The following is a 19,347-nucleotide window of genomic DNA, read 5'->3' on the forward strand; positions in this document are numbered from 1 at the left end:
ACCGTTTAGAAGAAGCCGCTGATGGAGTCCGGCGGGGGATGGGGGGGGGCCCCCCCCCCGCCGGGGGGAGGGGGGGCGAATCTCCATCCCCCGCGGCGGTTTCGGATCGGGGCCCCGTGCCGGGTCAGAGCTCCCGGTAGTAGTAGGTCACCGGGAACGGGGTGCAGCCGAGACTCTCGTACAGTGCTCGGGCGGGCGCGTGGAAGGCGTCCCCGCCGGTCCCGATCTCGACGGACCGGGCTCCGAGCGTCCGCATCTGCGCGAAGGCGTGCTCGCAGAGTTCCGTACCGAGGCCGTGCTGGCGGTGTCCGGCGGCGACGGCGAGGTGCGTGACGCTGCCGGTTCCGCGGGTCGGTTCGACGCTCCACGCCACGTAGCCGACGATGCCTTCGTCGGATTCGGCGACCGCGACGTAGGCGTGCCGCTCGGGGGCATGGAGTTCGGTGATCTGCTTGCGGTAGTCGCCGCGCCAGTCGTCGTGCAGGCCGGCGAAGACGACGTCACCCACCAGAGGCCGGAAGGAGTCCTCGTAGAAGGGCCGGAACGTCTCGGTGGTCAGTGCGATGAGGGTCGCAAGGTCGTCCGGGACGAACGCGCGAATGGGCATGGAAGTGTGCCTTTCAGGCTGAGGGAGAACAGGGCATGACCGGCCCGCTCAGTCCGTCAGTCGGCGGTGAGCGGGTCCCTCAGAGGCGGGTACGCGCGGCGGCAAAACATTCCATGGCCCGCATCATAGCGGCCGGCAGCGCCACATCCGTGAGCTTGTGAAGGGCCTCACACGGACATGGCACGGGCACGCGCCGGCGGCGCCGGCGCGTGCCCTGACCACTGCCTCAGCCTGACGTGTCGTCGAGGAAGGTGACCGTTTCCGTGAGTTCCGCGCGGCCCGTTCGCGGGTCGCGTGCTGTCGGCTCCTCGAACCCGATCGACATGCCGCAGAAGAGCATCTGGTCGTCGGGCGGGGACACGACCTCTGCGACGGTCTTGTGGAACTTCGCCCACGCCATCTGCGCACAACTGTGCAGTCCTTCACCGCGCAGCAACAGCATCACGCTTTGCAGGAACATGCCGACGTCGGACCACTGCGGTCGCCCGAGGGTGCGGTCGATGTAGCAGAACAGTGCGGCGGGAGCACCGAAGCACTCCCAGTTCGCCGATGCGGCCCTCTGGCGCGCTTCGAGATCCTCGCGACGGATGCCGAGCGCACCGTAGCGCTGCTTGCCGAAGGCCGATCGACGCTCGGCGTAAGGCGACTTGAGTTCCGACGGGTACTGCTCGTACTCGGGTTCGTCCCATTCGTCGCCGGCAGCCAGCCGCTCCCCCGCACGCTTCTTGAGTTCCTCCAGGGGGCTGCCGGTGAGCACGTAGGCGTTCCACGGCTGGAGGTTCGACGCGGAGGGGGCCCACGCCGCGGTCGACATCACGCGTTCCAGCACCTGTCTGGAGACGGGACGATCGGTGAAGCTGCGTACCGCCCGTCGACTAGCGACCGCCTCATAGACATCCACGAACAACATCTCCTGCTCGAGTAGCACGATCATCGTTACAACTGCAACCGTATCACTCGATACGATTCCGTCTGCAACTTTGCCAGTTGGGCCCACCAGCCCTCGGCCCCGGCGCTGACGTCGCGTCAAGAGACGCTCCGGGACGCACTCTCACGGCCGCCTGCCACCAGGCACGAAGGAGCAACACCCGCACTACACAGCGATCTGCGGCGAGTCGCCGCCTGCCGGTTCCCCACACCTGCGCCGAGGAGTTGGCGCCGGCGGAGCCCTTCCCGATCGGCGCTCCGATATACGACCTCATGATCCCTTCATGACCGACTTCGCTGCGATTTCCCTGGCCTGGGCGATCGCGTCTGCGAAGGCACGTTTTAGGGCGGGTTGCAGGGCTGCGGCGGGAGCGCCGTGACTGGCAGACTGTGCGCCACCTGGGGTGGGGGAGATCGTGGTGCCGGATCAGCTGACCGTCCGCCGCATACTCGGGGACCAGCCGTTCGCCGAGATCGGCCGGCCCGTGTGGGCGGTGTCCGACGCGCGTCACGACTGTGTCGTCGCGGCCGGTGACCTCGGACACGTCATGTGGCGGGGGACGGGCCACTGGCTCAGTCACCGGATCGGCGTGTACGACGCCGGCACGCTCCGTCCGCGCCACGTCGTCGTTTCCCGCTACTCCGTGTGTGCCATCGAGCCGCACCCCGAGCTGCCGCTCGTCGCCGTCGGCACCGGCCGCTACGACGGCACGTGGGACTTCGAGGGACAGCTGCTCCTGCTGCACCTGGAGACCGGGCGCGTGACGAACCTGCTGAGCAAGAGCCGCCAAGTGCGCCATCTGCGCTGGCTGGAGGACGGCAGGCTCGCGATGATGCTGTCCCCCGAGGACAAGGACGGCGGCTTCCGCAAGGGGTTCGAGTGGGCCGTCGAGGCGGACGACTGGCTGTCCGCTCCGGCCGGTCTGGTCGACCCCGACCACGCACGCCATCCGATGGTCGAGAGCGGGCTCCTGTACGACCCGCGCGTGGAGGACACGCTCGCGCGGCTGACGGAGGGACGGTGGCGGCGGCGGGCGGAAGTGCGGGACCTGGCGGTGCTGGCCGACGGCCGGGTGCTCGCCACCGGCCGGCACACGGACCTCGAGTGCTGGGATCCCTCGGGCGCCCTGACGTGGGCTCTTCCTGCGGACGGGGAGGGAAGCGTCCGGGTCGAGGCGGCCCCTGACGACATGTCGGCGTGGGTGACGTACCGGGGTTACCGGCGCGACGAGGAAGCGGGTCGCCTCATCGACCGCGCCACCACTGTTCGGCGGATAGCGACGGCGGACGGCCGTGGGGTGGACTCCGTGGACGTGCCGGCCGCCCCTTCCCTGTGCGCGACGGAAGAAGGCTGGCTCGCCCTGCGCCCGCAAGGGACCGGCACACACGCCGCGGTGCTCCTCTCCCCCACGCACCGTGAGGCGGCACGTCTCGACATCGCCACCAGCCACTCCAACGTCCCGGCACCGCGCGTCAGACACAGCGCCCGTCTGCTGTACGTGGACGGCCCCGGCCCGGGCGACGACGCGCCGTGGATCCACGTCATCGATCCTCCCGGCGCCCACGGCCCCGCCGCCGCACGCCCCCTCTTCCCGTTGCGCTGGGACCCGGAGTCCCCGATCCGGCCCTCGTACGGCCCCGCCGTCGAGCTGACACACACGCTCATCCACGCGGGCCGCGCGTACGAGCAGGGCGCCACCTACCAGGACGCCCGTGAGGGCACCTACGTCGTCAGCCGTCGGCTGCCGGACGGAGAGGCACGCTGGGTGTACGGCACCGACAAGCCGCTCGCCGATCTCGACGGCGACGAGCGGAGGCTGTACGTCGTGTACCTCACCGGTGAGGTGGAGGTCCTCGACACGGCGACGGGCGAGGTGCGAGCCCGCCACACCCTGCGCGCCCACGGCCACCCGGTCACGCCGGTGTCCGCGTCGTACCGGGCGGACCGACAGCGGCTGGTCGTGGGGACGGTGGACGGGCGGATCCTGGACTGCGCGGTCAGCGGGGGTTTGCCGTCGTCCGTCTGAGCTGGTCGGGCGTCGGGCGGGCTCGCGAGCTCCCCCAGGTTCAGGCGGGGACCACGTAGGGGAAGACGTCGGTCCGCTGGTCGTCGGCGACCGCGGGGGTGAGTCCGGAGGGCACGCCCGTGTTGGTCACCAGGGACAGCATCGCTTCGGGTGCGTTGTCGGCGTGGGTACGGCCGTTGCGGGTGGCGAAACCGAAGCTGGCAGGGGTTCCGATCTCGTAGGGCAGGACGTCGGGAAGCAGCTGCCGGGCCACGGTCCGGCCGTAGCCGGAGGGGTCGGCCGAGGTCCCGGTGGCCGCCACGACGGCGGCGACCTGCTCCGCGATGAGCCGACCGTCGGCCGCCGCGTCCTCGGAGGGATGCCGGGTGTTGGCGGGGTTGGAGAAGTCCGTGTCGTCGGGCCAGAAGATCGGCCACATCATCGGGTGTCCCGCGCGGTTGATCTGCCGCCACCCGCCGGCGTCCGTGGCCAGTTTGGTGGCGCACCACACCCCGGCACGGGCCCCTGGCCGCAACTGCGCGTGCTCGTGGGAGACCTCCAGCACGATCGTCTCGACGGTGGTGCCGGCAAAGCTGTTCTGGGCTTCCTGCGGGTGCCAGGCCGACAGGTCCGCAGCGGCCCCTGTGGCAACTGCGCCATTGACGACCGCCAGCAGCGACAGGTCGATGTAGAACGGGTCGGCGACACGCCCCGCCCAGACTCGGGTGGAGTCGGCCTCGGCCGTCTCGCCGGTGCGTCCTTCCAGCAGCACTTCGCCGTCGGCGGCGTCCTCACGCGCCTCTTCTCCGGTCAGCATGTGCAGGCGGAGGGGCTGACGACCGTCGGCGTCGGGTTCGGCGAAGGAGAGCCGGTAGGTCAGGGACTCGAACTCGGCGCCGTCGAAGTGTGCTTTGAACTCGTAGCGCGCCTCGGGGTGGAAGCCCGGTTCGGCGTAGGCGCCGGTGATGTTCGAGTTGACGTCGACGACGAAGACGGTGCTGTTCTCGCCAGGAAAGACGTACAGGTCGTCGATGAACAGCTGGCCGCTCTGAGCCGCGAGGGGGGTGTCGAGATGATGGGACATGAGAGGTCCGTTTGGTGTGCGATGTCGATCAGGGCAGACGCCGGAGCGCGAGATTTACCCGCTCCCACTCTCAAATGCTAGTTCGACAGGGAGGAGTCCGCATGTCGGCAGTGGCGGGGGCGCGGGGGCACTCGTTGCGTTCTTTCGCATCCAGGACGGAACGGAAACGGAAGCCACCGAGAACTGTCCCTGAAATGCGTCCTTTCAAAAGCAGTGGCCCCCGGCGCATTATGGGAGCGCGCCGGGGGCATGCGGGGGTTTCTTTCCTTCCGCACGCCTTCGACGTGCGCGCTCGAACGTGCGGCCGGTTCTCCGGGCGCACGCGAACGACCTGGGAGGAAGACTCTCCGGTCAATTCCTCCCAGGTGTTCTGGTGGTGCAGTGATGCGGTGGTGCGGTGGTGCTTAGGCCGCCGCGAGGCGGCAGGCGTTGTCGGCGATGAGCGGCGGGACGGACGACACGTTCATGAGGAGAACGCGGCACAGGAGCCGGTCGGCCGGCAGGCCGGAACCACCGACCGTGCAGGCGAGGTTGGTGTCGGTGCTGGAGAAGCCCAGAGCGGCCAGGTAGGCCGTGCAGTCGCTGGGCGTGGCCTGCGCCGCGGGCGCGGCCACGACGGTCATGCCACCGATCGCCACCGCGGCGACGGCCGCCGCGGCCAGTCGAGCACGAAGGGGACGCCTCATTGTTCCTCCTAGGTGAGCGGAAATCCCGGAAGAGGACCTTCGGGATTAATCCGTAAGGTAGGGGAATCCACCGGCACCGAGAAATAGGGGTGGAGCGGAAGAGGTCCGCCCGACCGGTTATCCCGTAGGAAACCGGCCGCTTAAAGGACCTCAGGTGCGACTGCTTGTCGTGCAATGCGGTACGGCTGAGACTCTGCGGATACGAGAGGCAGTCAGCCGATCGGGGGGCGCGCACGAAAGGGCGTGAAACCGTCAGACACGGTCAACCGGGCACCTCTTTCACGCATGGCAGATTGACCAGATATGGTATGCCGTTGGCACAGTCCAATGGGCTTCTCCGTAAACCGTCCCGCGTTTTCAAACTTCGATAAACGGGCGCATTCGGAGCGGCCGACAAACAAAGGGCAGCAATGAGCGCATCCGCTGTCCGAGATATCCGCCCGCCGGTCTCCGGTGGTGCACCGGCGGCCCGGACCGGCGCGGGCATCCGCCGGGGCGGCGTAGGAACAGCACGCACCCCTCCGCGAGGCAAGATCCCGGTGAACCGGGCCGAGGAGGAGCTTGTTCGGCGCGCGGAACAGGATCGTCCTCGCTCCCGGCGACTCCCGGTCCATGCGCCTGATCCCCGAGAAGTGCGACGGCTACTGCCGGGGTGTGGACGGTCGGGACGGACCCGACCTGGCGTGCCAGGGGTGCGGGAGGGCTGTTGCCACGCGCATGGACGACTGCGGAACGTGGCAGACGGTGTGGCTCGAACCCGACGCGGTCACACGCCGCCCTTCTGGGCTCCCGGCCGCTCCTCCTCCGGACTGGGACGATCTGGAACACGCGGAGCATCGCGTCCCACCCGTCGAGCCCGACGGGTCGTGGAGCCGGCGCTGGGAGGCGGCCCGGCCCGGGAGCCAGGTCCGTAGGGCCGGCCGGTCACCACGGCCTCGTCCTGACATCCTCCTGGTCCCGCGTCATCCCCTCACGGGGGCGCCCTGGCGCGAGCCAGGCTTTGAAGGGCCCGTGGTGCCGCTCGACAGCGGGGTCTGGGCGTACCTTGCCCATCCGGAGCCTCCCAGAAGGGGTCCTTCGCGACGATTACCCCCTGCCGCCGCGGCCCTGGTACTTGCTGACACCCGACCGCCGCGCCTTCGACGACCCCCTGGTCGGGCTGCCTGCCGTGCGCTCCCGCGGCTGCGCAAGTACCACGACGCCTCCCTCCAGGCCGTTTCGTCTGCGCCAGCGGGCTGACCGACGGAAGACGTGGGCGATCCGGTCGACCTGGGGGCCTCTGATACGTCAGGTCGTGCGGCAATCGATACTGGGGACCGGACCACTCAGGCACTCGTTGCAAACCCGGTACGACGCCCTTTCTCACAGGAGACTGCTTCATGAATGACCGGCCCTTGACGCTCATGGCGGTGCACGCCCATCCCGACGACGAGGCCACCGGCACAGGAGGGGTCCTCGCCCAATACGCGGCCGAGGGCATCCGCACGGTCCTGGTGACGTGCACCGACGGCGGCTGTGGAGACGGGCCAGGCGGGGTCAAGCCAGGCGATCCCGGGCACGATCCGGCGGCTGTCGCCCTGATACGACGTCAGGAACTCAAGGCGAGCTGCGAAATCCTGAACGTCAGCCACCTGGAGACCCTGGACTACGCCGACTCCGGGATGATGGGCTGGCCGACCAATGACGCCCCCGGATCCTTCTGGCGGACCCCCGTGGAGGAGGGCGCCGCCCGACTGGCAGAACTCCTGCACCGCTACCAGCCGGATGTCGTCGTCACCTACGACGAGAACGGCTTCTACGGTCATCCGGACCACATCCAGACCCACCGCATCACCATGGCGGCGCTCGGCATGACGACGTTGACACCCAAGGTGTACTGGACGACGGCACCCCACTCCATGATGCGGCGCTTCGAGCAGGCCATACGCGAGTTCGGCACGGACGAGCCGGCGTCGGACGCGACGCCGACCGCCGGGGCCGTCGATGACACTGCGACGGCCGCGGACACCGCGGCAGTCGAGATCGGACTCCCCGACGAGGAGATCACCACCTGGGTCGACACCACCGCGTTCGCCGGCCAGAAACTCGACGCGCTCGCCGCACACGCCAGTCAGGGTGACAACATCTTCTTCCTCAGAATGGGTCAGGAGCGGTTCGCCGAACTCATGGGCGTCGAAACCTTCCTGCGAGTCCAGGACACCACCGGAGCAGCCACACCCGAGAACGACCTCTTCGCCGGGCTACGCTGACCCGCCCCCGCCGGGCCTCCCGGAGCGGTGCCGGGGCGGGCGCGGGGCCAGTGCCGCGCGCAGCGCAGGGGTGAGGACGCGGCGGACCTCGGACGGGGTGAGGGCGGCGGGCGTGGGGAGGGGATTGAGGTAGCGCGTGTAGATCAGTCCGCCGAGGATGGTCACTGCGGCCGTGGCGCGTGCGGTCGCGTCCCGGCCGCCGAGAAATTCACCGAGCCGGGCCAGCAGCTCGCGTTCGAGGTATTCCCGTATGACGTCGGCGGCCTCGTCGCCCTGGGCGGTGAGCTCACGGAAGTCGGCGTCCTCCCACAGGCCCGTCACCGCGTCGATCAGTCGGCCGGGGAGGGTGGCCGGGTCGCCGCCCAGGACGTCGTCCGCCGCCAGCGCGTGGGCGCACTGGACTCGCATCACGTCCGCGAACAGGCCTTTCTTCGAGCCGAAGTGGTAGGCGATCAGCGCCGGGTCGACCCCGGCGGCCCCGGCCACCGCGCGGACGGTGGTGCGCTTGTAGCCGCGCTCCAGGAACAGCGCGCGGGCCGCGATGACGAGCGACTCGCGGGTCGGCGGGTTGCCGCGAGGGCGGCCACGGGTGCGGGCAGGCGCGGCGACGGCGATATTCATCAGCATTGAGCGTGCGTTTCGTGACCGGCACCGTCAAGGGCGTTCCGAGATCCGTACGAAGGGATTGCCCGACACCATGCGAATCGCAGTCTTCGGCGCGAACGGGCCGACCGGCCGTCACCTCACCGACCAGGCTCTCGCCGGCGGACACGAGGTCGTCGCGGTGACCCGCCGCCCCGGCTCACTCACCCGGCGGCCCGGGCTCACCGTGGCCGTCGCCGATGCCACCGACGCGGCGGCCGTCGACGCCGCCGTCGACGGGACCGAGGCCGTCCTGTCGGCACTGGGCGCGCGCTTCAGCAAAGAGACCGTCAGCACGTACTCGGCGAGCGCGACCGTCATCACCGGGGCCATGGCGCGCCATGGCATCAAGCGGCTGCTGGCCGTCAGTTCCAGCATCGCCGACCCGAACTGGCGTCCCACCGGCGCGCACTTCTTCAACCATGTGCTCGACCCGTTGGTGAATCGACGCCTCGGCCGCACCCTTCACGAGGACATGCGCCGCATGGAAGCCGTCATTCGCCGGTCGGACCTCGACTGGACCCTGGTCCGGCCTTCGGGCCTCTTCGAGCATCCGGCGGTCACGGACTTCCACACCGCCGAGAACAGCGCGGACGGCGTCTTCACCGCCCGCGCCGACCTCGCCGCGAGCATGCTGCTCGAGCTGAAGGAGCGGCGGTACGTCCGGACGGCCATGGGCGTCATCACTACGGCAGTGAAGCCGAGCATCGCCAAGCTGATCTGGAACGAGGGCGTGAAGAAGAAATGAGCCCTGGCCAAGCATCGCGCGCGACCTACTCTGACCGGCGCTGATTCCCTCCGCCCACCCCCCTCAGGAAGCAAGGAGCGGCAAATCCAGGAGCTTCCGAGCCGTGGCCCGGACAGGATGTTCTCCGTGAACAACGTCCACCACATACTGTGCGGGCTCGCTGCCAACACGGCACTGCCGTCGGGGTTGGTCGACCGGCTGATCGCGGTCGCGGACGCCGAGATCGCTGAGCACCTCGCTGGTCGCCCGCACCTCAGCCATGCGCAGGCGGTGGCGTTGGCCTCGCGCGACGAGGAGAGCGCTGTACGGCTCGTCCACGAGGGCAGGTTGAAGGCCGCTGACATCGACCCGATGACACAACCTCATGCGGCCCTCGCACTGTTGGACGAGGGTGGTGGCAGCCCGGAGTGGGCGCGCCTGTTCGCCACAGACCCGGTCGTTGGGCGACGGGAGAAACTGGCTGCCTGCCCCGGCCTCCCGTCCGATGTGGTGGAGACACTCGCGGCGGACCCAGACGTGCGAGTGGTCACAGAACTCGCGTGGTGGGCCACGCCGGAAGTGGCCGGCAGGCTCGCGGAGCATCCTCACGCCGAGGTCCGCCGCGCGGTGGCGGCCAACGAGGCGACACCTCCGGTGATCCTGAAGGCACTGATCACCGGCATGGGGTTGCCTCCCGCGCGGTGGTGTCTGGTCTGCGACCGCGAAGAAACGCCGTTCGTACACGATCCGGATTGCCCACGGCCGAACTGCGATCTCCTGCCGGGAGCGGCCTGCGATGGCTCCCATGAGTCCACCGTCCACGACATGCAACAGGCGGCACTACGGAATGGGGCGACGCCCACGGAGGCCGCCTCGGGCTTCGTCGACCATTCTTCCGTTCTTCTGCGTTCGGCACTCGCTGCCCGCCCGGATCTTCCCTCGGAGGTGTGCCGGCGACTCGCCGCGGACCCAGTTCCCGGTGTCCGAGCCACCCTTGCCGAGAATCCGGCGATCGACGACGCCCTCATGTCGGTTCTGGCCGACGACCGCGGTCACGATGTGCGGCGCAGGCTCGCGCACAACCCGCGCGTGCCACTCGACGTGCTCCGTGACCTGGCCGGCGCCACCAAGATCGGCGCCGCTCTGCTGCCTCGGCTAGCAGCGGCGACTGCCGCCGAGGTTGAAGATCTGGCTCATTCCCCGAACCCGACCCTACGGATGCTCCTGGCCCAGCGACGCGATCTCCCGAACGAGATCCGCGACGCGCTGGCCACCGACCCCGACGCGAAAGTCGTCAAGTCCATCGCCACGCATCCGGGCCTCTCCGAAGCACAGTTGCGCGCCATGGTCGAACGGCACGGAGTCCGGGTCGTCGCCAAGGTGGCGGCCAACCCGGGCGCCAGCGGGGCCTTGCTGGAGGACTTGACCCGGCACGAACCATCGGTGCAGAAGTCCTTCCGCGAGGTAGCCAGGCATCGCAACGCGACAGCCCCGGCGCTGCTCGCCTGCCTGGCGGACACCAAGGCACGGCGCGTAGCCTCGAGCCATCCGGCGCTGCCTCCCTCGGCCCTCTCGAAGCTGCTCACCGACAGCGATTGGCGAGTGGTGGAAGCCGCAGCCGCCAACCCGTCGCTTCCGCCGTCCGCGATGTCGGACCTGGTGCCCAGGGCGTGAGGACCTCGCCGCTGTTCGCCCTTCGCGGTCGGTGCTCTGTCGCCTTGATGGACCGGTGGGGGCACTGCCGATCGGCCGCAGTGCCCCGCAAGGGACAGGTTTCTGCCCCGTGGTCGGCGTGGGCAACGGAGCAGGTCGGCGTCAGGGGGTGGGCAGGGTGGCTACCACGTCGATCTCGACGAGGATGTTCATCAGGTCCGAGCCGACGGTGGTGCGGACGGGGTACGGCACGTCGAAGAAGGTGCGGTAGGCGGCGTCGTACTCCCGGAAGTCCCGTTGCAGGTGTTGCAGGTGCGCGGTGACCTTGACGACGTCCCGCATCGTCAGTCCGTGTGCGGCGAGCACGGCGCCGATGTTGCGCAGTACCTGGGTGGTCTGCGCCGCGACGCCCTCCGGGGTCTCACCGGTGGCCGGGTCCTGGGGGCCGAAGCCCGCCGTCCAGAGGAATCCGCCTGCCACCACCCCTTGGGAGTAGGCCCCTGCGGGGCCTGGGGCGGAGGGGGTGTGGACCGGCTGCTTGACCGTCGGCTCGTTCATCCGGTCAGGTCGCCTTCTCGCTCGTTGACGGCGGCGTAGTGCCGCAACTTGTCCTCGTCCACGGTGACACCGAGGCCGGGGCCGGTCGGCACACGCAGCCTGCCGTTCTCCAGATGCAGCGGCTCGATGATGTCGTCGGCGTGCAGGTAGTACATGCTGTCGATCGCCCGGGAGAGCACCGGCGTGCTGGAGACGACGGCGAGGTGCGCGGCGGTCGCGATGCCGAGTTCGCCGCCGCTGTGCAGGTTCATGCCGAGGCCGAAGGTTTCGCAGTGTGCCGCGAGGGCCTTGGTCGCCGCGATGCCGCCCCACTTGTAGACGTCACCGTGGATGACGTCGACGGCGTTCAGCCGCATGGCGGGCGCGAAGTCCTCGAAGCGGACGACGCACATGTTGGTGCACAGCGGGATGCGGACCTTGGCCTTCACCTGGCTCATGCCCTCGATGCCGCCACACGGGTCCTCCAGGTACTCCAGGTCGAGTTCCTCCAGCGCGATGCCGGCACGCACCGAGTCCGGTACGGACCAGGCCGCGTTGGGGTCGACGCGCAGGTTCACCTCGGGCAGTGCCTCGCGCACCGCGCGCAGGATGGCGACGTCGCCCTCGGCGTCGCGGGTTCCCTTGAGCTTGACGGCCTGGAATCCGCCGTCGCCCACCACCCGCACGGCGTGCTCCGCCAGGGCCGCCGGCAGGTCGGCCCGCTCGGCGCCCGGTGCGTCGGCCCGGGTGATCAGTGCGGTGATCGGCACCTCGTCGCGGACGGAGCCCCCCAGCAGGTCGGTGACGGACTGCCCGGTGGCCTTGCCCATCGCGTCCCAGCAGGCGACGTCGACGGCCGCGATCGCGGCGTAGCCGAGGTAGCCGTAGAAGAACGGCACCATGTGCTGCTTGCGGTGGAAGCTCTCCAGTGCGAACGGGCTGGTCCCGATCAGGTCCGGGGCCATCGACCGCACGATCGCGGCCACCGGGCTGCCCCACATCGTCTCGCCCCAGCCCTCGACGCCCTCGTCGGTGCGGACGCGCACCACGGTGCGGGTCTCCCCCGTCTTGGTCTCGAAGGAACTGGTGAAGGGATTGATCAGTGGGAGGTTGACGACCCACACGTCGACATCGGTGATCTTCATTCTCTCTCCTTGCAAGGGGCGGGGGCGGCGGCCCGCGCGGCGTCCGTGGCGCGCGGGACGACGACCGGTGTCAGCGCGTGGCCGCGTCGAAGGCCGCGACGGCGTGGGCCAGTCCACGTGCCCGGTCCTGAAGCAGTTGTTCTCCGGGGACGCGGTCGGCGCCGGAGGGGTCGTCCGTGGCGCCGCCGACCCGGGCCCACTCCCCGTGTCGCTCCACGGTCAGGCCGGGGTGGGGCGGACGGTCGAACAGGGGCGGCGGTTCGACGGGGGCGCGCGCCGGGACCGGTGTGCGCACCAGGCCGGGGTGGGCCGCCAGCATCAGGGACGTCTCGAACCATCCGGCGTGGCCGGGGGTGACCTCGGGTCGGCCGGGGTCGTCCTGGCCCGTGGTGAGGTTCCAGTAGGAGCAGGCCGCGACGGTGACCTCGGAACGCAGCGCGAACCGCTTCACCGCCAGCCGCATGATCTCGTCGTTGCCGCCGTGCCCGTTCACGACCATGACACGGCGGTAGCCGCTGGTGACGAGGGAGTCCAGGATCTCGTCCAGCACCGCGCCGAGGGTGGCCGCGGACAGCGAGACGGCGGCGGCGAACAGATGGTGCGGACTGTGCCCGTAGGGCAGCGCGGGCAGCCGCACCACCTTGGGCGCGGATGCCTCCTGGCCGAGCAGGTGCAGCGCCCGGTCGACGACCTCCTCGACGAGGTAGGTGTCGGTACCCATCGGGAGGTGTGTGGCGTGCTGCTCCTGCGATCCGATGGGCAGCAGGGCGATGCCGTGCGCACCGGCCCGCCGTACTTCGTGGCAGGTCAGTTCGCTGAGTCTCGATTGGCTCACGGTGCTACCTCTCCGAATCGGGCCCATGGCAGAGTCGGCGCATGGTCCACAAACGTTCTCCGTTGCGACTGGTCACCGCGGCCGACACGCAACCGGCAGCTCCCCGTGCGCCGCAGACGCTGGGGGCCGTCGAACTGGTGCCGGGTCGCATCAGGGCGGCGGTGCTGTCGGGGGCGGGCCGGATCCTGGAACGTGTCGAGACCGCGTACGACGCGTCGGGCGCGACCCCGGCCGACATCGACACCGCCCTCGGCGAGGCGGCCACGGTCTTCGACGGTCAGGACCTCAGGGGCATAGGGGTGGCCGCCGCCGGGCTGGTCGACCCGCTGACGGGTCTGATCCGTGAGGTCAACGACGTCCCCGCGCTGCACGGGTATCCCGTGGCGGAGCGGCTCGGCGCGCTCACCGGCGTGCCCGTGCGGGTCGAGCACCGGGCGCGCCTGCAGGTGCTGGGCGACCGCTGGTTCGGTGCGGGCCGGGGGCGGCGGACCTTCGCCTCGGTCTCCACCGGTGAGGTCCTCGGTGTGGGGGTCCTCTACGACGGCGACGTGATGGCGCCGCCAGGTGGCCGCAGCGGTGCCCACATGACCGTTTCGGCGGGCGGTGAGCGCTGCACCTGCGGCAACCGTGGCTGTTGGAAGACGCTCGCCACCACAGGCTGGCTGCGCGCGCGGGCACGTGCCGCGGGTGTCGGGGACGGCGTCTCGCTCGCCTCGCTGGTACGCGAAGGGGACGGGCCTGCCGGCCGGGTGGTCGAGGAGTACGCGCGCAACCTCGCGCTGGGGCTGGTGAACGTCCAGCAGTTGTTCGCTCCGGGGCTGTTCATCCTGCACGGCGAGGCGCGTGAGGGCGGCGAGCGATTCCGTACGGTGGTCGAGGAGCGGCTGCGGGCGGCTGTCGCGTTCTCGGGTGCCGAGCAGCCGCGGGTGCTGGTCAGTGAGGCCGCGGTCGACGATGTCGCGCTCCTCGGTGGTGCCGGGCTGGTGCTGTCGCACGGGTAGCGCGCGGTCGGTCATCGGCTCTCTTCACTCGCTGCGGGCAGCCGCTCGGCGGCGCGGCGGCCTCGTCGCGGGTCGAGGTCCGGCACCGCGTCCAGCAGTTGCCGTGTGTAGGGGTGTTCGGGGGTGCGGAACACCGTCGCGGCGTCCCCGACCTCGACCAGGCGTCCGTGGCGCATGACCGCGACCCGGTCGGCGACCTGGCGTACGACGGCGAGGTTGTGGGAGACGAAGACGTAGGTGAGCCCGAGGCGCTGTTGAAGGTCCGCGAGCAGGTCCAGGACCGTGGCCTGCACGGAGACGTCCAGGGCGCTGGTCGGTTCGTCCAGCACCAGCAGGCGCGGTCGCAGAGCGAGGGCCCGCGCGATCGAGACGCGCTGGCGCTGGCCGCCGGAGAACTCGTGCGGATAGCGGTCCTGGATGCCGGCGCTCAGGCCGACGGCCTCCAGCAGTTCCCCGACCCGCTCGCGGTTGCGGGCCCTGGCGCGCCGCCCTCGGGCGGAGGGGTCGTGGGTGACGAGGGGTTCGGCGACGATGTCGCCGATGCGCATGCGCGGGTTCATGCTGGAGTACGGGTCTTGCAGGACGACCTGCATCTGACGGCGGACGCCGCGCATCTCGGCCGCGGTGAGCGCGGCGAGGTCCCGTCCGTCGAAACGCACGCTGCCCGCGGTGGGCTCGACGAGATTCAGGAGCAGCCGGGTCAGGGTCGTCTTGCCGCATCCGGACTCGCCGACGAGGGCCAGGGTCTCGCCCTCGTGGACCTCCAGCGACACGTCGTCGACGGCGACGCGGACCTCGCCGGTGCCGAACTCCTTGCGCAGTCCGACGAGTTCCAGGAGGGCCTTGGCGGTCGCGGGCGTCCTGGCGCCTGTACCTGTACCTGTACTTGTGCTCATGCCGCCTCCAATCGCGGTGTCGCGGCGAGCAGTTCGCGGGTGTAGTCGTGGGCCGGACGGTCGAAGACGTCGAGGACGTCGCCCGTTTCGACGACCTTGCCTTTGTTCATGACCACGACGCGGTCGGCGGTCTCGGCGACCACCGCGAGATCGTGGGTGATGAGCAGGACCGCCATGTCGTGCCTGCGTTGGAGGGTGACGAGCAGGTCGAGGATCTGCCGTTGGACGGTCACGTCGAGCGCGGTCGTCGGTTCGTCGGCGATGAGGAGCCGGGGCCGCGAGACCAGTGCGGCGGCGATCATCACGCGCTGGCGCAGGCCGCCGGAGAGTTCGTGGGGGTACTGCCGGTAGCGCGCGGCCGGGTCGGGGATGCCTACTTCCTCCAGCGCGGCCAGCGCGGCCTCCTTGGCCTCGGCACGGGACATGCCGGTGTGGTGCCTGAGCACCTCGGCGACCTGGGAACCGACGCGCTGCAGCGGGTCGAGGCACGTCATCGGGTCCTGGAAGACCATGGCGATCTCGCGTCCCCGCACCTGTCCCAGTTCCCTCTCGGACAGCGTGAGCAGGTCTCGTCCGCCGAAGACGATCTCGCCTGCCGGGTAGACGCACGGCGGGCTGGGGTTGAGGCGCAGGACGGACAGCGCGGTGGCGGTCTTCCCGCTGCCCGACTCGCCGACCACGGCGAGGGTCTCACCGGCGCGGACGTCGAAGGAGACGTCCTGGACGGCGTGCACGACGGAGGTCTCCAGCCGGAAGTCGACGCGCAGGTTCTTGATCTGGAGCAGCGGTTCGTCGTGCGCCGGGCGGCGGCTCGGCGCGGTGGTCGGTCGGTTCGTCGTCATCGGCGGTAGGCCTTCGGGTCCGCGACGTCGCGCAGGGCGTCGCCGGTGATGTTGATGGCGAGGGAGGTGAGCATCAGGGCGATGCCGGGGAAGACGGCGACCCACCAGGAGGTCCCGAGGTAGAGCTGGCCGTCGGCGAGCATGCCGCCCCAGGTGACCGTCTCCTTGGGCACGCCCAGCCCCAGGTAGCTGAGGGACGCCTCGGCGACGATGGCCGCGGCGACGTGCAGGGTGCCGATGGTGGCCAGCGGCGCCAGCACGTTGGGCAGCAGGTGTCGGCGCATGATCGTGACGTCGGTGACCCCGATCGCCCGGGCCTCGGTGACGAAGTCGCGTGAGCGCAGCGACATCACCTCGGCCCGCACCACACGGGCGTAGGAGACCCAGCCGGTGAAGCCGAGGACGAGGATCACCATCCACAGGCCGGAGCCGACGAAGCCCACGATCGCCAGGGCGAGGAGCAGTGAGGGAAAGGCGAGCTGGACGTCGGCGAGTCGCATCAGGGTGCGGTCGGTCCAGCCGCCGAAGTATCCGGAGGACAGACCCACGATCGTGCCGATCACGCCGGCCAGCAGCGCTGCTCCGGCGCCGACCAGCAGGGAGACCCGCGCTCCGTGGACGACCCGTGAGAGCAGGTCGCGGCCGAGCTGGTCGGTGCCGAGAAGGTGGGCGGTGCTTCCGCCCTCCTGCCAGGCGGGAGGGCGCAGGCGCAGCAGCAGGTTCTGCGCGTTGGGGTCATAGGGCGCGACGAGCGGGGCGAACACGGCCGCCGCGAGCAGGAGCGCCAGCACGACGAGTGCGGCGACGGCGGGTTTGCTGCGCAGCAGGGAGCGCAGCACGGCGGAGCGGGAGTCGCCGGCCGGGGCCTGTGCGGCCGTCCTGTCGGTCGCGGCAGGTGACATGACGGTCATCGGGACGTCCTCACCCTCGGGTCGAGGAAGCTGTAGGAGAGGTCGACGAGGAGGTTCACCACGACGAAGGTGGCGGCGAAGAACAGGACGGTGGCCTGTACGAGCGGGAAGTCGCGGTTGGAGATGGCCTCGACGGTGAGCTGTCCGACGCCCGGCCAGGAGAAGACGCGTTCGGTGAGGATCGCTCCGCCGAGCAGGTTGCCGACCTCCAGGCCGACCACGGTCACCACGGGCAGGGAGGCGTTGCGCATGCCGTGGGTGAGGACCACTTTCAGCGGTCCGAAGCCCTTGGCGCGGGCGGTGCGGATGTGGTCGGAGGACAGGACGTCGATGAGTGAGGACCGCAGCAGCCGGGCGACGACGGCGACGGAGTAGACGGCGAGCGTGACCGCGGGGAGTATCAGGTGGGCGAAGGTGCCGTACCCGGAGGCGGGCAGGGCCCGCAGCCAGACCGCGAAGACCAGGATGAGCAGGATGCCCACCCAGAAGGGCGGCGTGGACTGGCCGATCAGAACGCCGGTCATCACCGTGTGGTCCGAGCCGCGGCCGCGCCGCATGGCGGCGAAGATGCCGGCGGGGATCGCGACGACGAGGGTCACCGTCAGTGCCGCGGCGGCCAGTTCGACGGTGGCGGGCAGTCGGTCGAGGAGGATCTCGCCGACGGGCTGGTTGTAGACGAGCGAGTCGCCGAAGTCGAAGCGGCAGATCCCCCACAGGTAGTCGAGGTACTGGATGAGCAGCGGCCTGTCGAGGCCGAGCGAGGCCCGTAGCGTGCTCTCCTGTGCGGCGGTCGCGTCGGGCGGCAGCAGGATCTTGACCGGGTCCCCGGACAGCCGGACGAGGAAGAAGGCAACTGTCGCGGTGCAGAACAGCACGAGCAGGGCGGTGGCGAGGCGGTGGAGGACCATGCGCGGCACGCGTGAGCCGCCGCTTCGCGGGGGACGGACCGCCGGTGCCGCGGGCGGCTTGTCGAGGGTGAGGCTCATCGGGAGACCTCCGCGCTCTCCATGGCCAGCACACCGGCGGATCCCGGTTGCCAGCGGGGCCGTTCGTTGCGGGCGTAGATGTTGTCCGTCTGGTACAGGAAGACGAAGGGCGCTTCCTCGCGCATCAGCCGCTGCAGGTCGGAGAACGCCTGCTCGCGTCTGGCGGGGTCCTCGGAGAGCTCTTCGGCGTCGATGAGGCGGTCCGCCTCGGCGGAGTGCCAGCGGCTCTGGCGTCGGTCGCTGCGCACGTTCGACTGGACGATGCTCTGCCCGTCCAGCGTCCAGACGGTGCTGGCCGCCAGATACATGGGACCGAGGGCTCCGCGGTTGTCGGAGGTGAGCCGGGTGGAGTAGGTGCCGGGGTCGAGGAGGTTGACCGTCGCGCGTACTCCCGCGCGGGCCAGGAGCCCCGAGATGGCCTCCGCGACATTGGAGTCGACGTTGGAGGCCGTGAGGGTCGTCTCGAAGCCGCTCGGGTATCCGGCCTCCGCCAGCAGCGCGCGGGCGGTCTTCACCGAGCGGGTGAACGGCTTGACGGAGGGGTCGAATCCGAAGGCGCCGCGGGGGACGAGCGCGGGTGTCTCGGTCGCCTTGCCGTCGAGTACCGCTTCGATCAGCAGCGGCACGTCGACGGCGTGGTTGAGCGCTCGGCGCACCCGGCGGTCCTGGAGCGGGCCCTTCTCCAGTGTGTTCAGCGAGAGATACGAGGTGCGGATGCCGGTGTGGCCGTCGATCCTCACCCCGGCGTAGCCCTGGAGTTGCTGAGCGGCGTCGGGGGTGAGCCCGGCGACGAGGTCGACGCCACCACTCTGCAGAGCGGCCAGGGAGGACGAGGCGTTGGGGGCGGGGCTGAAGACGAGGCCGTCGATGCTCGGGCGTCCGTTCCAGTGGCCGGGGTGGGCCCGCATGCGCAACTCGTGGTCGCGCTGCCAGCTGACGAAGGTGAACGGCCCCGTGCCCACCGGGTGTTCGGCGAATCCGTCGTCGCCCACCTCGGCCAGACGGCGGGGCGGGACGACCACACCGCCGAACAGGGACAGCTTGGCGGGCAGGATCGGATCGTGCACCGTGGTGTGCATGTCGACGGTCAGCCGGTCGACGACGGTGACGTCCTCGACGAAGCGCAACTCGACGATGGGTGACTGCGTCGCGGGGTCGAGCAGGCGCTTGATGCTGAAGGCCACGGCCCGCGCGTCGCACACCTCGCCGTTGTGGAACGTGACGCCCGGACGGATGGCGAAGCGCCAGGTGCGCGCGTCGGTGGCTTTCCACGACAGGGCGAGACGGGGATGCAGTCGGTTGTCCCGGCCCCGCGTGGTGAGTGTGTCGAACATGTTGATCAGGACGTTCATCGACACCATGTCGCCCTGCTTGTGCGGGTCCAGCGTCTTGGGGTCCCCCGGCTGGGAGACCCGCAGCACGTTTCCCGCGCCGTCTGCCGCCGCGGTGCCGCAACCGCTCAGCAGCGCGGGAGCGGTGAGCGCACCGAGCAGCAGACCACCGGTCCGCAGGACGCCGCGCCGGGTCGGATCACTCCGGTCCACCGTGCGCCCCTGGCGAATTCGTTCCACTGAACAGCATCTCCGTTCCGTCAGATGGAATGCGGTTGGGTT

18 protein-coding genes are annotated in these 19,347 nt (G+C 70.1%); 5 read left to right on the forward strand and 13 right to left on the reverse strand.

Annotated features, from left to right (window positions below):
* Positions 1-124 precede the first annotated feature (124 nt).
* Complete coding sequence (locus ACZ7LV_RS27790; RefSeq protein ID WP_471943136.1) at positions 125-607, reverse strand: GNAT family N-acetyltransferase; 483 nt, start codon at positions 605-607, stop codon at positions 125-127.
* Between the two features lie 226 nt (positions 608-833).
* A complete protein-coding gene (locus ACZ7LV_RS27795) occupies positions 834-1,508 on the reverse strand; it encodes a nitroreductase (RefSeq protein WP_471943224.1) in 675 nt (224 codons plus the stop codon).
* 445 nt (positions 1,509-1,953) lie between these two features.
* On the opposite strand from ACZ7LV_RS27795, the gene ACZ7LV_RS27800 reads away from it, so the two are divergent.
* Entirely contained in the window at positions 1,954-3,561 is a 1,608-nt protein-coding gene (locus ACZ7LV_RS27800; protein ID WP_471943138.1) for a hypothetical protein, read from the forward strand.
* Between the two features lie 40 nt (positions 3,562-3,601).
* Here ACZ7LV_RS27800 and ACZ7LV_RS27805 read toward each other — a convergent pair whose 3' ends face one another.
* Both ACZ7LV_RS27805 and ACZ7LV_RS27810 read right to left on the reverse strand, forming a co-directional pair.
* Positions 3,602-4,624: a DUF4331 family protein gene (locus ACZ7LV_RS27805; RefSeq protein ID WP_471943139.1), complete on the reverse strand. Its 1,023-nt coding sequence runs from the start codon at positions 4,622-4,624 to the stop codon at positions 3,602-3,604.
* A gap of 404 nt (positions 4,625-5,028) precedes the next feature.
* Entirely contained in the window at positions 5,029-5,310 is a 282-nt protein-coding gene (locus ACZ7LV_RS27810; protein ID WP_401669760.1) for a hypothetical protein, read from the reverse strand.
* A 1,379-nt stretch (positions 5,311-6,689) separates the two neighbouring features.
* Between ACZ7LV_RS27810 and ACZ7LV_RS27815 the strand changes: the two genes are divergently transcribed.
* Positions 6,690-7,559 carry a PIG-L family deacetylase gene (locus tag ACZ7LV_RS27815; protein ID WP_471943141.1) on the forward strand — a complete coding sequence of 290 codons (870 nt, stop codon included), beginning with the start codon at positions 6,690-6,692 and terminating at the stop codon, positions 7,557-7,559.
* Here the strand turns inward: ACZ7LV_RS27815 and ACZ7LV_RS27820 are convergent.
* A complete protein-coding gene (locus ACZ7LV_RS27820) occupies positions 7,551-8,180 on the reverse strand; it encodes a TetR/AcrR family transcriptional regulator (RefSeq protein WP_471943143.1) in 630 nt (209 codons plus the stop codon). The genes ACZ7LV_RS27815 and ACZ7LV_RS27820 overlap by 9 nt on opposite strands.
* A 76-nt stretch (positions 8,181-8,256) precedes the next feature.
* Here ACZ7LV_RS27820 and ACZ7LV_RS27825 point away from each other — a divergent pair, with 76 nt between their 5' ends.
* Both ACZ7LV_RS27825 and ACZ7LV_RS27830 read left to right on the forward strand, forming a co-directional pair.
* Complete coding sequence (locus tag ACZ7LV_RS27825) at positions 8,257-8,949, forward strand: NAD(P)-dependent oxidoreductase (RefSeq protein WP_471943144.1); 693 nt, start codon at positions 8,257-8,259, stop codon at positions 8,947-8,949.
* 126 nt (positions 8,950-9,075) lie between these two features.
* Positions 9,076-10,602: a hypothetical protein gene (locus tag ACZ7LV_RS27830; protein ID WP_471943146.1), complete on the forward strand. Its 1,527-nt coding sequence runs from the start codon at positions 9,076-9,078 to the stop codon at positions 10,600-10,602.
* 141 nt (positions 10,603-10,743) lie between these two features.
* On the opposite strand, the gene ACZ7LV_RS27835 is transcribed toward ACZ7LV_RS27830, so the two are convergent.
* The 3 genes from ACZ7LV_RS27835 to ACZ7LV_RS27845 all read right to left on the reverse strand — a co-directional run bounded on the left by ACZ7LV_RS27835 (position 10,744) and on the right by ACZ7LV_RS27845 (position 13,098).
* Positions 10,744-11,139 carry a RidA family protein gene (locus ACZ7LV_RS27835; RefSeq protein WP_471943148.1) on the reverse strand — a complete coding sequence of 132 codons (396 nt, stop codon included), beginning with the start codon at positions 11,137-11,139 and terminating at the stop codon, positions 10,744-10,746.
* On the reverse strand, positions 11,136-12,263 hold the full coding sequence (locus ACZ7LV_RS27840) for a mandelate racemase/muconate lactonizing enzyme family protein (protein ID WP_471943150.1): 1,128 nt from the start codon (positions 12,261-12,263) through the stop codon (positions 11,136-11,138). Before ACZ7LV_RS27840 ends, ACZ7LV_RS27835 begins: the two co-directional genes overlap by 4 nt.
* Positions 12,264-12,333: 70 nt before the next feature.
* Positions 12,334-13,098, reverse strand: coding sequence for a creatininase family protein (locus tag ACZ7LV_RS27845; RefSeq protein ID WP_471943152.1), 765 nt, complete (start codon positions 13,096-13,098; stop codon positions 12,334-12,336).
* 41 nt (positions 13,099-13,139) lie between these two features.
* Between ACZ7LV_RS27845 and ACZ7LV_RS27850 the strand changes: the two genes are divergently transcribed.
* Positions 13,140-14,099, forward strand: a complete 960-nt coding sequence (locus tag ACZ7LV_RS27850) for an ROK family protein (protein ID WP_471943154.1) — start codon at positions 13,140-13,142, stop codon at positions 14,097-14,099.
* Positions 14,100-14,110: 11 nt separating this feature from the next.
* On the opposite strand, the gene ACZ7LV_RS27855 is transcribed toward ACZ7LV_RS27850, so the two are convergent.
* From ACZ7LV_RS27855 to ACZ7LV_RS27875, 5 genes are read right to left on the reverse strand one after another with little or no spacing between them, the layout of a single operon-like run.
* Positions 14,111-14,995, reverse strand: coding sequence for an ATP-binding cassette domain-containing protein (locus tag ACZ7LV_RS27855; RefSeq protein WP_471943156.1), 885 nt, complete (start codon positions 14,993-14,995; stop codon positions 14,111-14,113).
* Positions 14,992-15,837, reverse strand: a complete 846-nt coding sequence (locus ACZ7LV_RS27860) for an ATP-binding cassette domain-containing protein (protein ID WP_471943158.1) — start codon at positions 15,835-15,837, stop codon at positions 14,992-14,994. The genes ACZ7LV_RS27855 and ACZ7LV_RS27860 overlap by 4 nt, the downstream gene beginning before the upstream one ends.
* Positions 15,834-16,748: an ABC transporter permease gene (locus ACZ7LV_RS27865; protein WP_471943160.1), complete on the reverse strand. Its 915-nt coding sequence runs from the start codon at positions 16,746-16,748 to the stop codon at positions 15,834-15,836. The genes ACZ7LV_RS27860 and ACZ7LV_RS27865 overlap by 4 nt, the downstream gene beginning before the upstream one ends.
* On the reverse strand, positions 16,745-17,734 hold the full coding sequence (locus ACZ7LV_RS27870) for an ABC transporter permease (RefSeq protein WP_471943162.1): 990 nt from the start codon (positions 17,732-17,734) through the stop codon (positions 16,745-16,747). The genes ACZ7LV_RS27865 and ACZ7LV_RS27870 overlap by 4 nt, the downstream gene beginning before the upstream one ends.
* A complete protein-coding gene (locus tag ACZ7LV_RS27875) occupies positions 17,731-19,305 on the reverse strand; it encodes an ABC transporter substrate-binding protein (RefSeq protein WP_471943164.1) in 1,575 nt (524 codons plus the stop codon). Before ACZ7LV_RS27875 ends, ACZ7LV_RS27870 begins: the two co-directional genes overlap by 4 nt.
* Positions 19,306-19,347: the final 42 nt, after the last annotated feature.

The sequence above is a fragment of the Streptomyces sp. NPDC107562 genome, from assembly GCF_055657325.1.

What these genes read in the sequence shown, in the direction of transcription:
- ACZ7LV_RS27810 (WP_401669760.1), bottom strand. Translation starts at nt 5,310, where the DNA reads ATGAGGCGTCCCCTTCGTGCTCGACTGGCCGCGGCGGCCGTCGCCGCG.
- ACZ7LV_RS27820 (WP_471943143.1), bottom strand. Translation starts at nt 8,180, where the DNA reads ATGAATATCGCCGTCGCCGCGCCTGCCCGCACCCGTGGCCGCCCTCGC.
- ACZ7LV_RS27825 (WP_471943144.1), top strand. Translation starts at nt 8,257, where the DNA reads ATGCGAATCGCAGTCTTCGGCGCGAACGGGCCGACCGGCCGTCACCTC.
- ACZ7LV_RS27835 (WP_471943148.1), bottom strand. Translation starts at nt 11,139, where the DNA reads ATGAACGAGCCGACGGTCAAGCAGCCGGTCCACACCCCCTCCGCCCCA.
- ACZ7LV_RS27840 (WP_471943150.1), bottom strand. Translation starts at nt 12,263, where the DNA reads ATGAAGATCACCGATGTCGACGTGTGGGTCGTCAACCTCCCACTGATC.
- ACZ7LV_RS27870 (WP_471943162.1), bottom strand. Translation starts at nt 17,734, where the DNA reads ATGAGCCTCACCCTCGACAAGCCGCCCGCGGCACCGGCGGTCCGTCCC.
- ACZ7LV_RS27865 (WP_471943160.1), bottom strand. Translation starts at nt 16,748, where the DNA reads ATGACCGTCATGTCACCTGCCGCGACCGACAGGACGGCCGCACAGGCC.
- ACZ7LV_RS27815 (WP_471943141.1), top strand. Translation starts at nt 6,690, where the DNA reads ATGAATGACCGGCCCTTGACGCTCATGGCGGTGCACGCCCATCCCGAC.
- ACZ7LV_RS27860 (WP_471943158.1), bottom strand. Translation starts at nt 15,837, where the DNA reads ATGACGACGAACCGACCGACCACCGCGCCGAGCCGCCGCCCGGCGCAC.
- ACZ7LV_RS27855 (WP_471943156.1), bottom strand. Translation starts at nt 14,995, where the DNA reads ATGAGCACAAGTACAGGTACAGGTACAGGCGCCAGGACGCCCGCGACC.
- ACZ7LV_RS27805 (WP_471943139.1), bottom strand. Translation starts at nt 4,624, where the DNA reads ATGTCCCATCATCTCGACACCCCCCTCGCGGCTCAGAGCGGCCAGCTG.
- ACZ7LV_RS27790 (WP_471943136.1), bottom strand. Translation starts at nt 607, where the DNA reads ATGCCCATTCGCGCGTTCGTCCCGGACGACCTTGCGACCCTCATCGCA.
- ACZ7LV_RS27850 (WP_471943154.1), top strand. Translation starts at nt 13,140, where the DNA reads ATGGTCCACAAACGTTCTCCGTTGCGACTGGTCACCGCGGCCGACACG.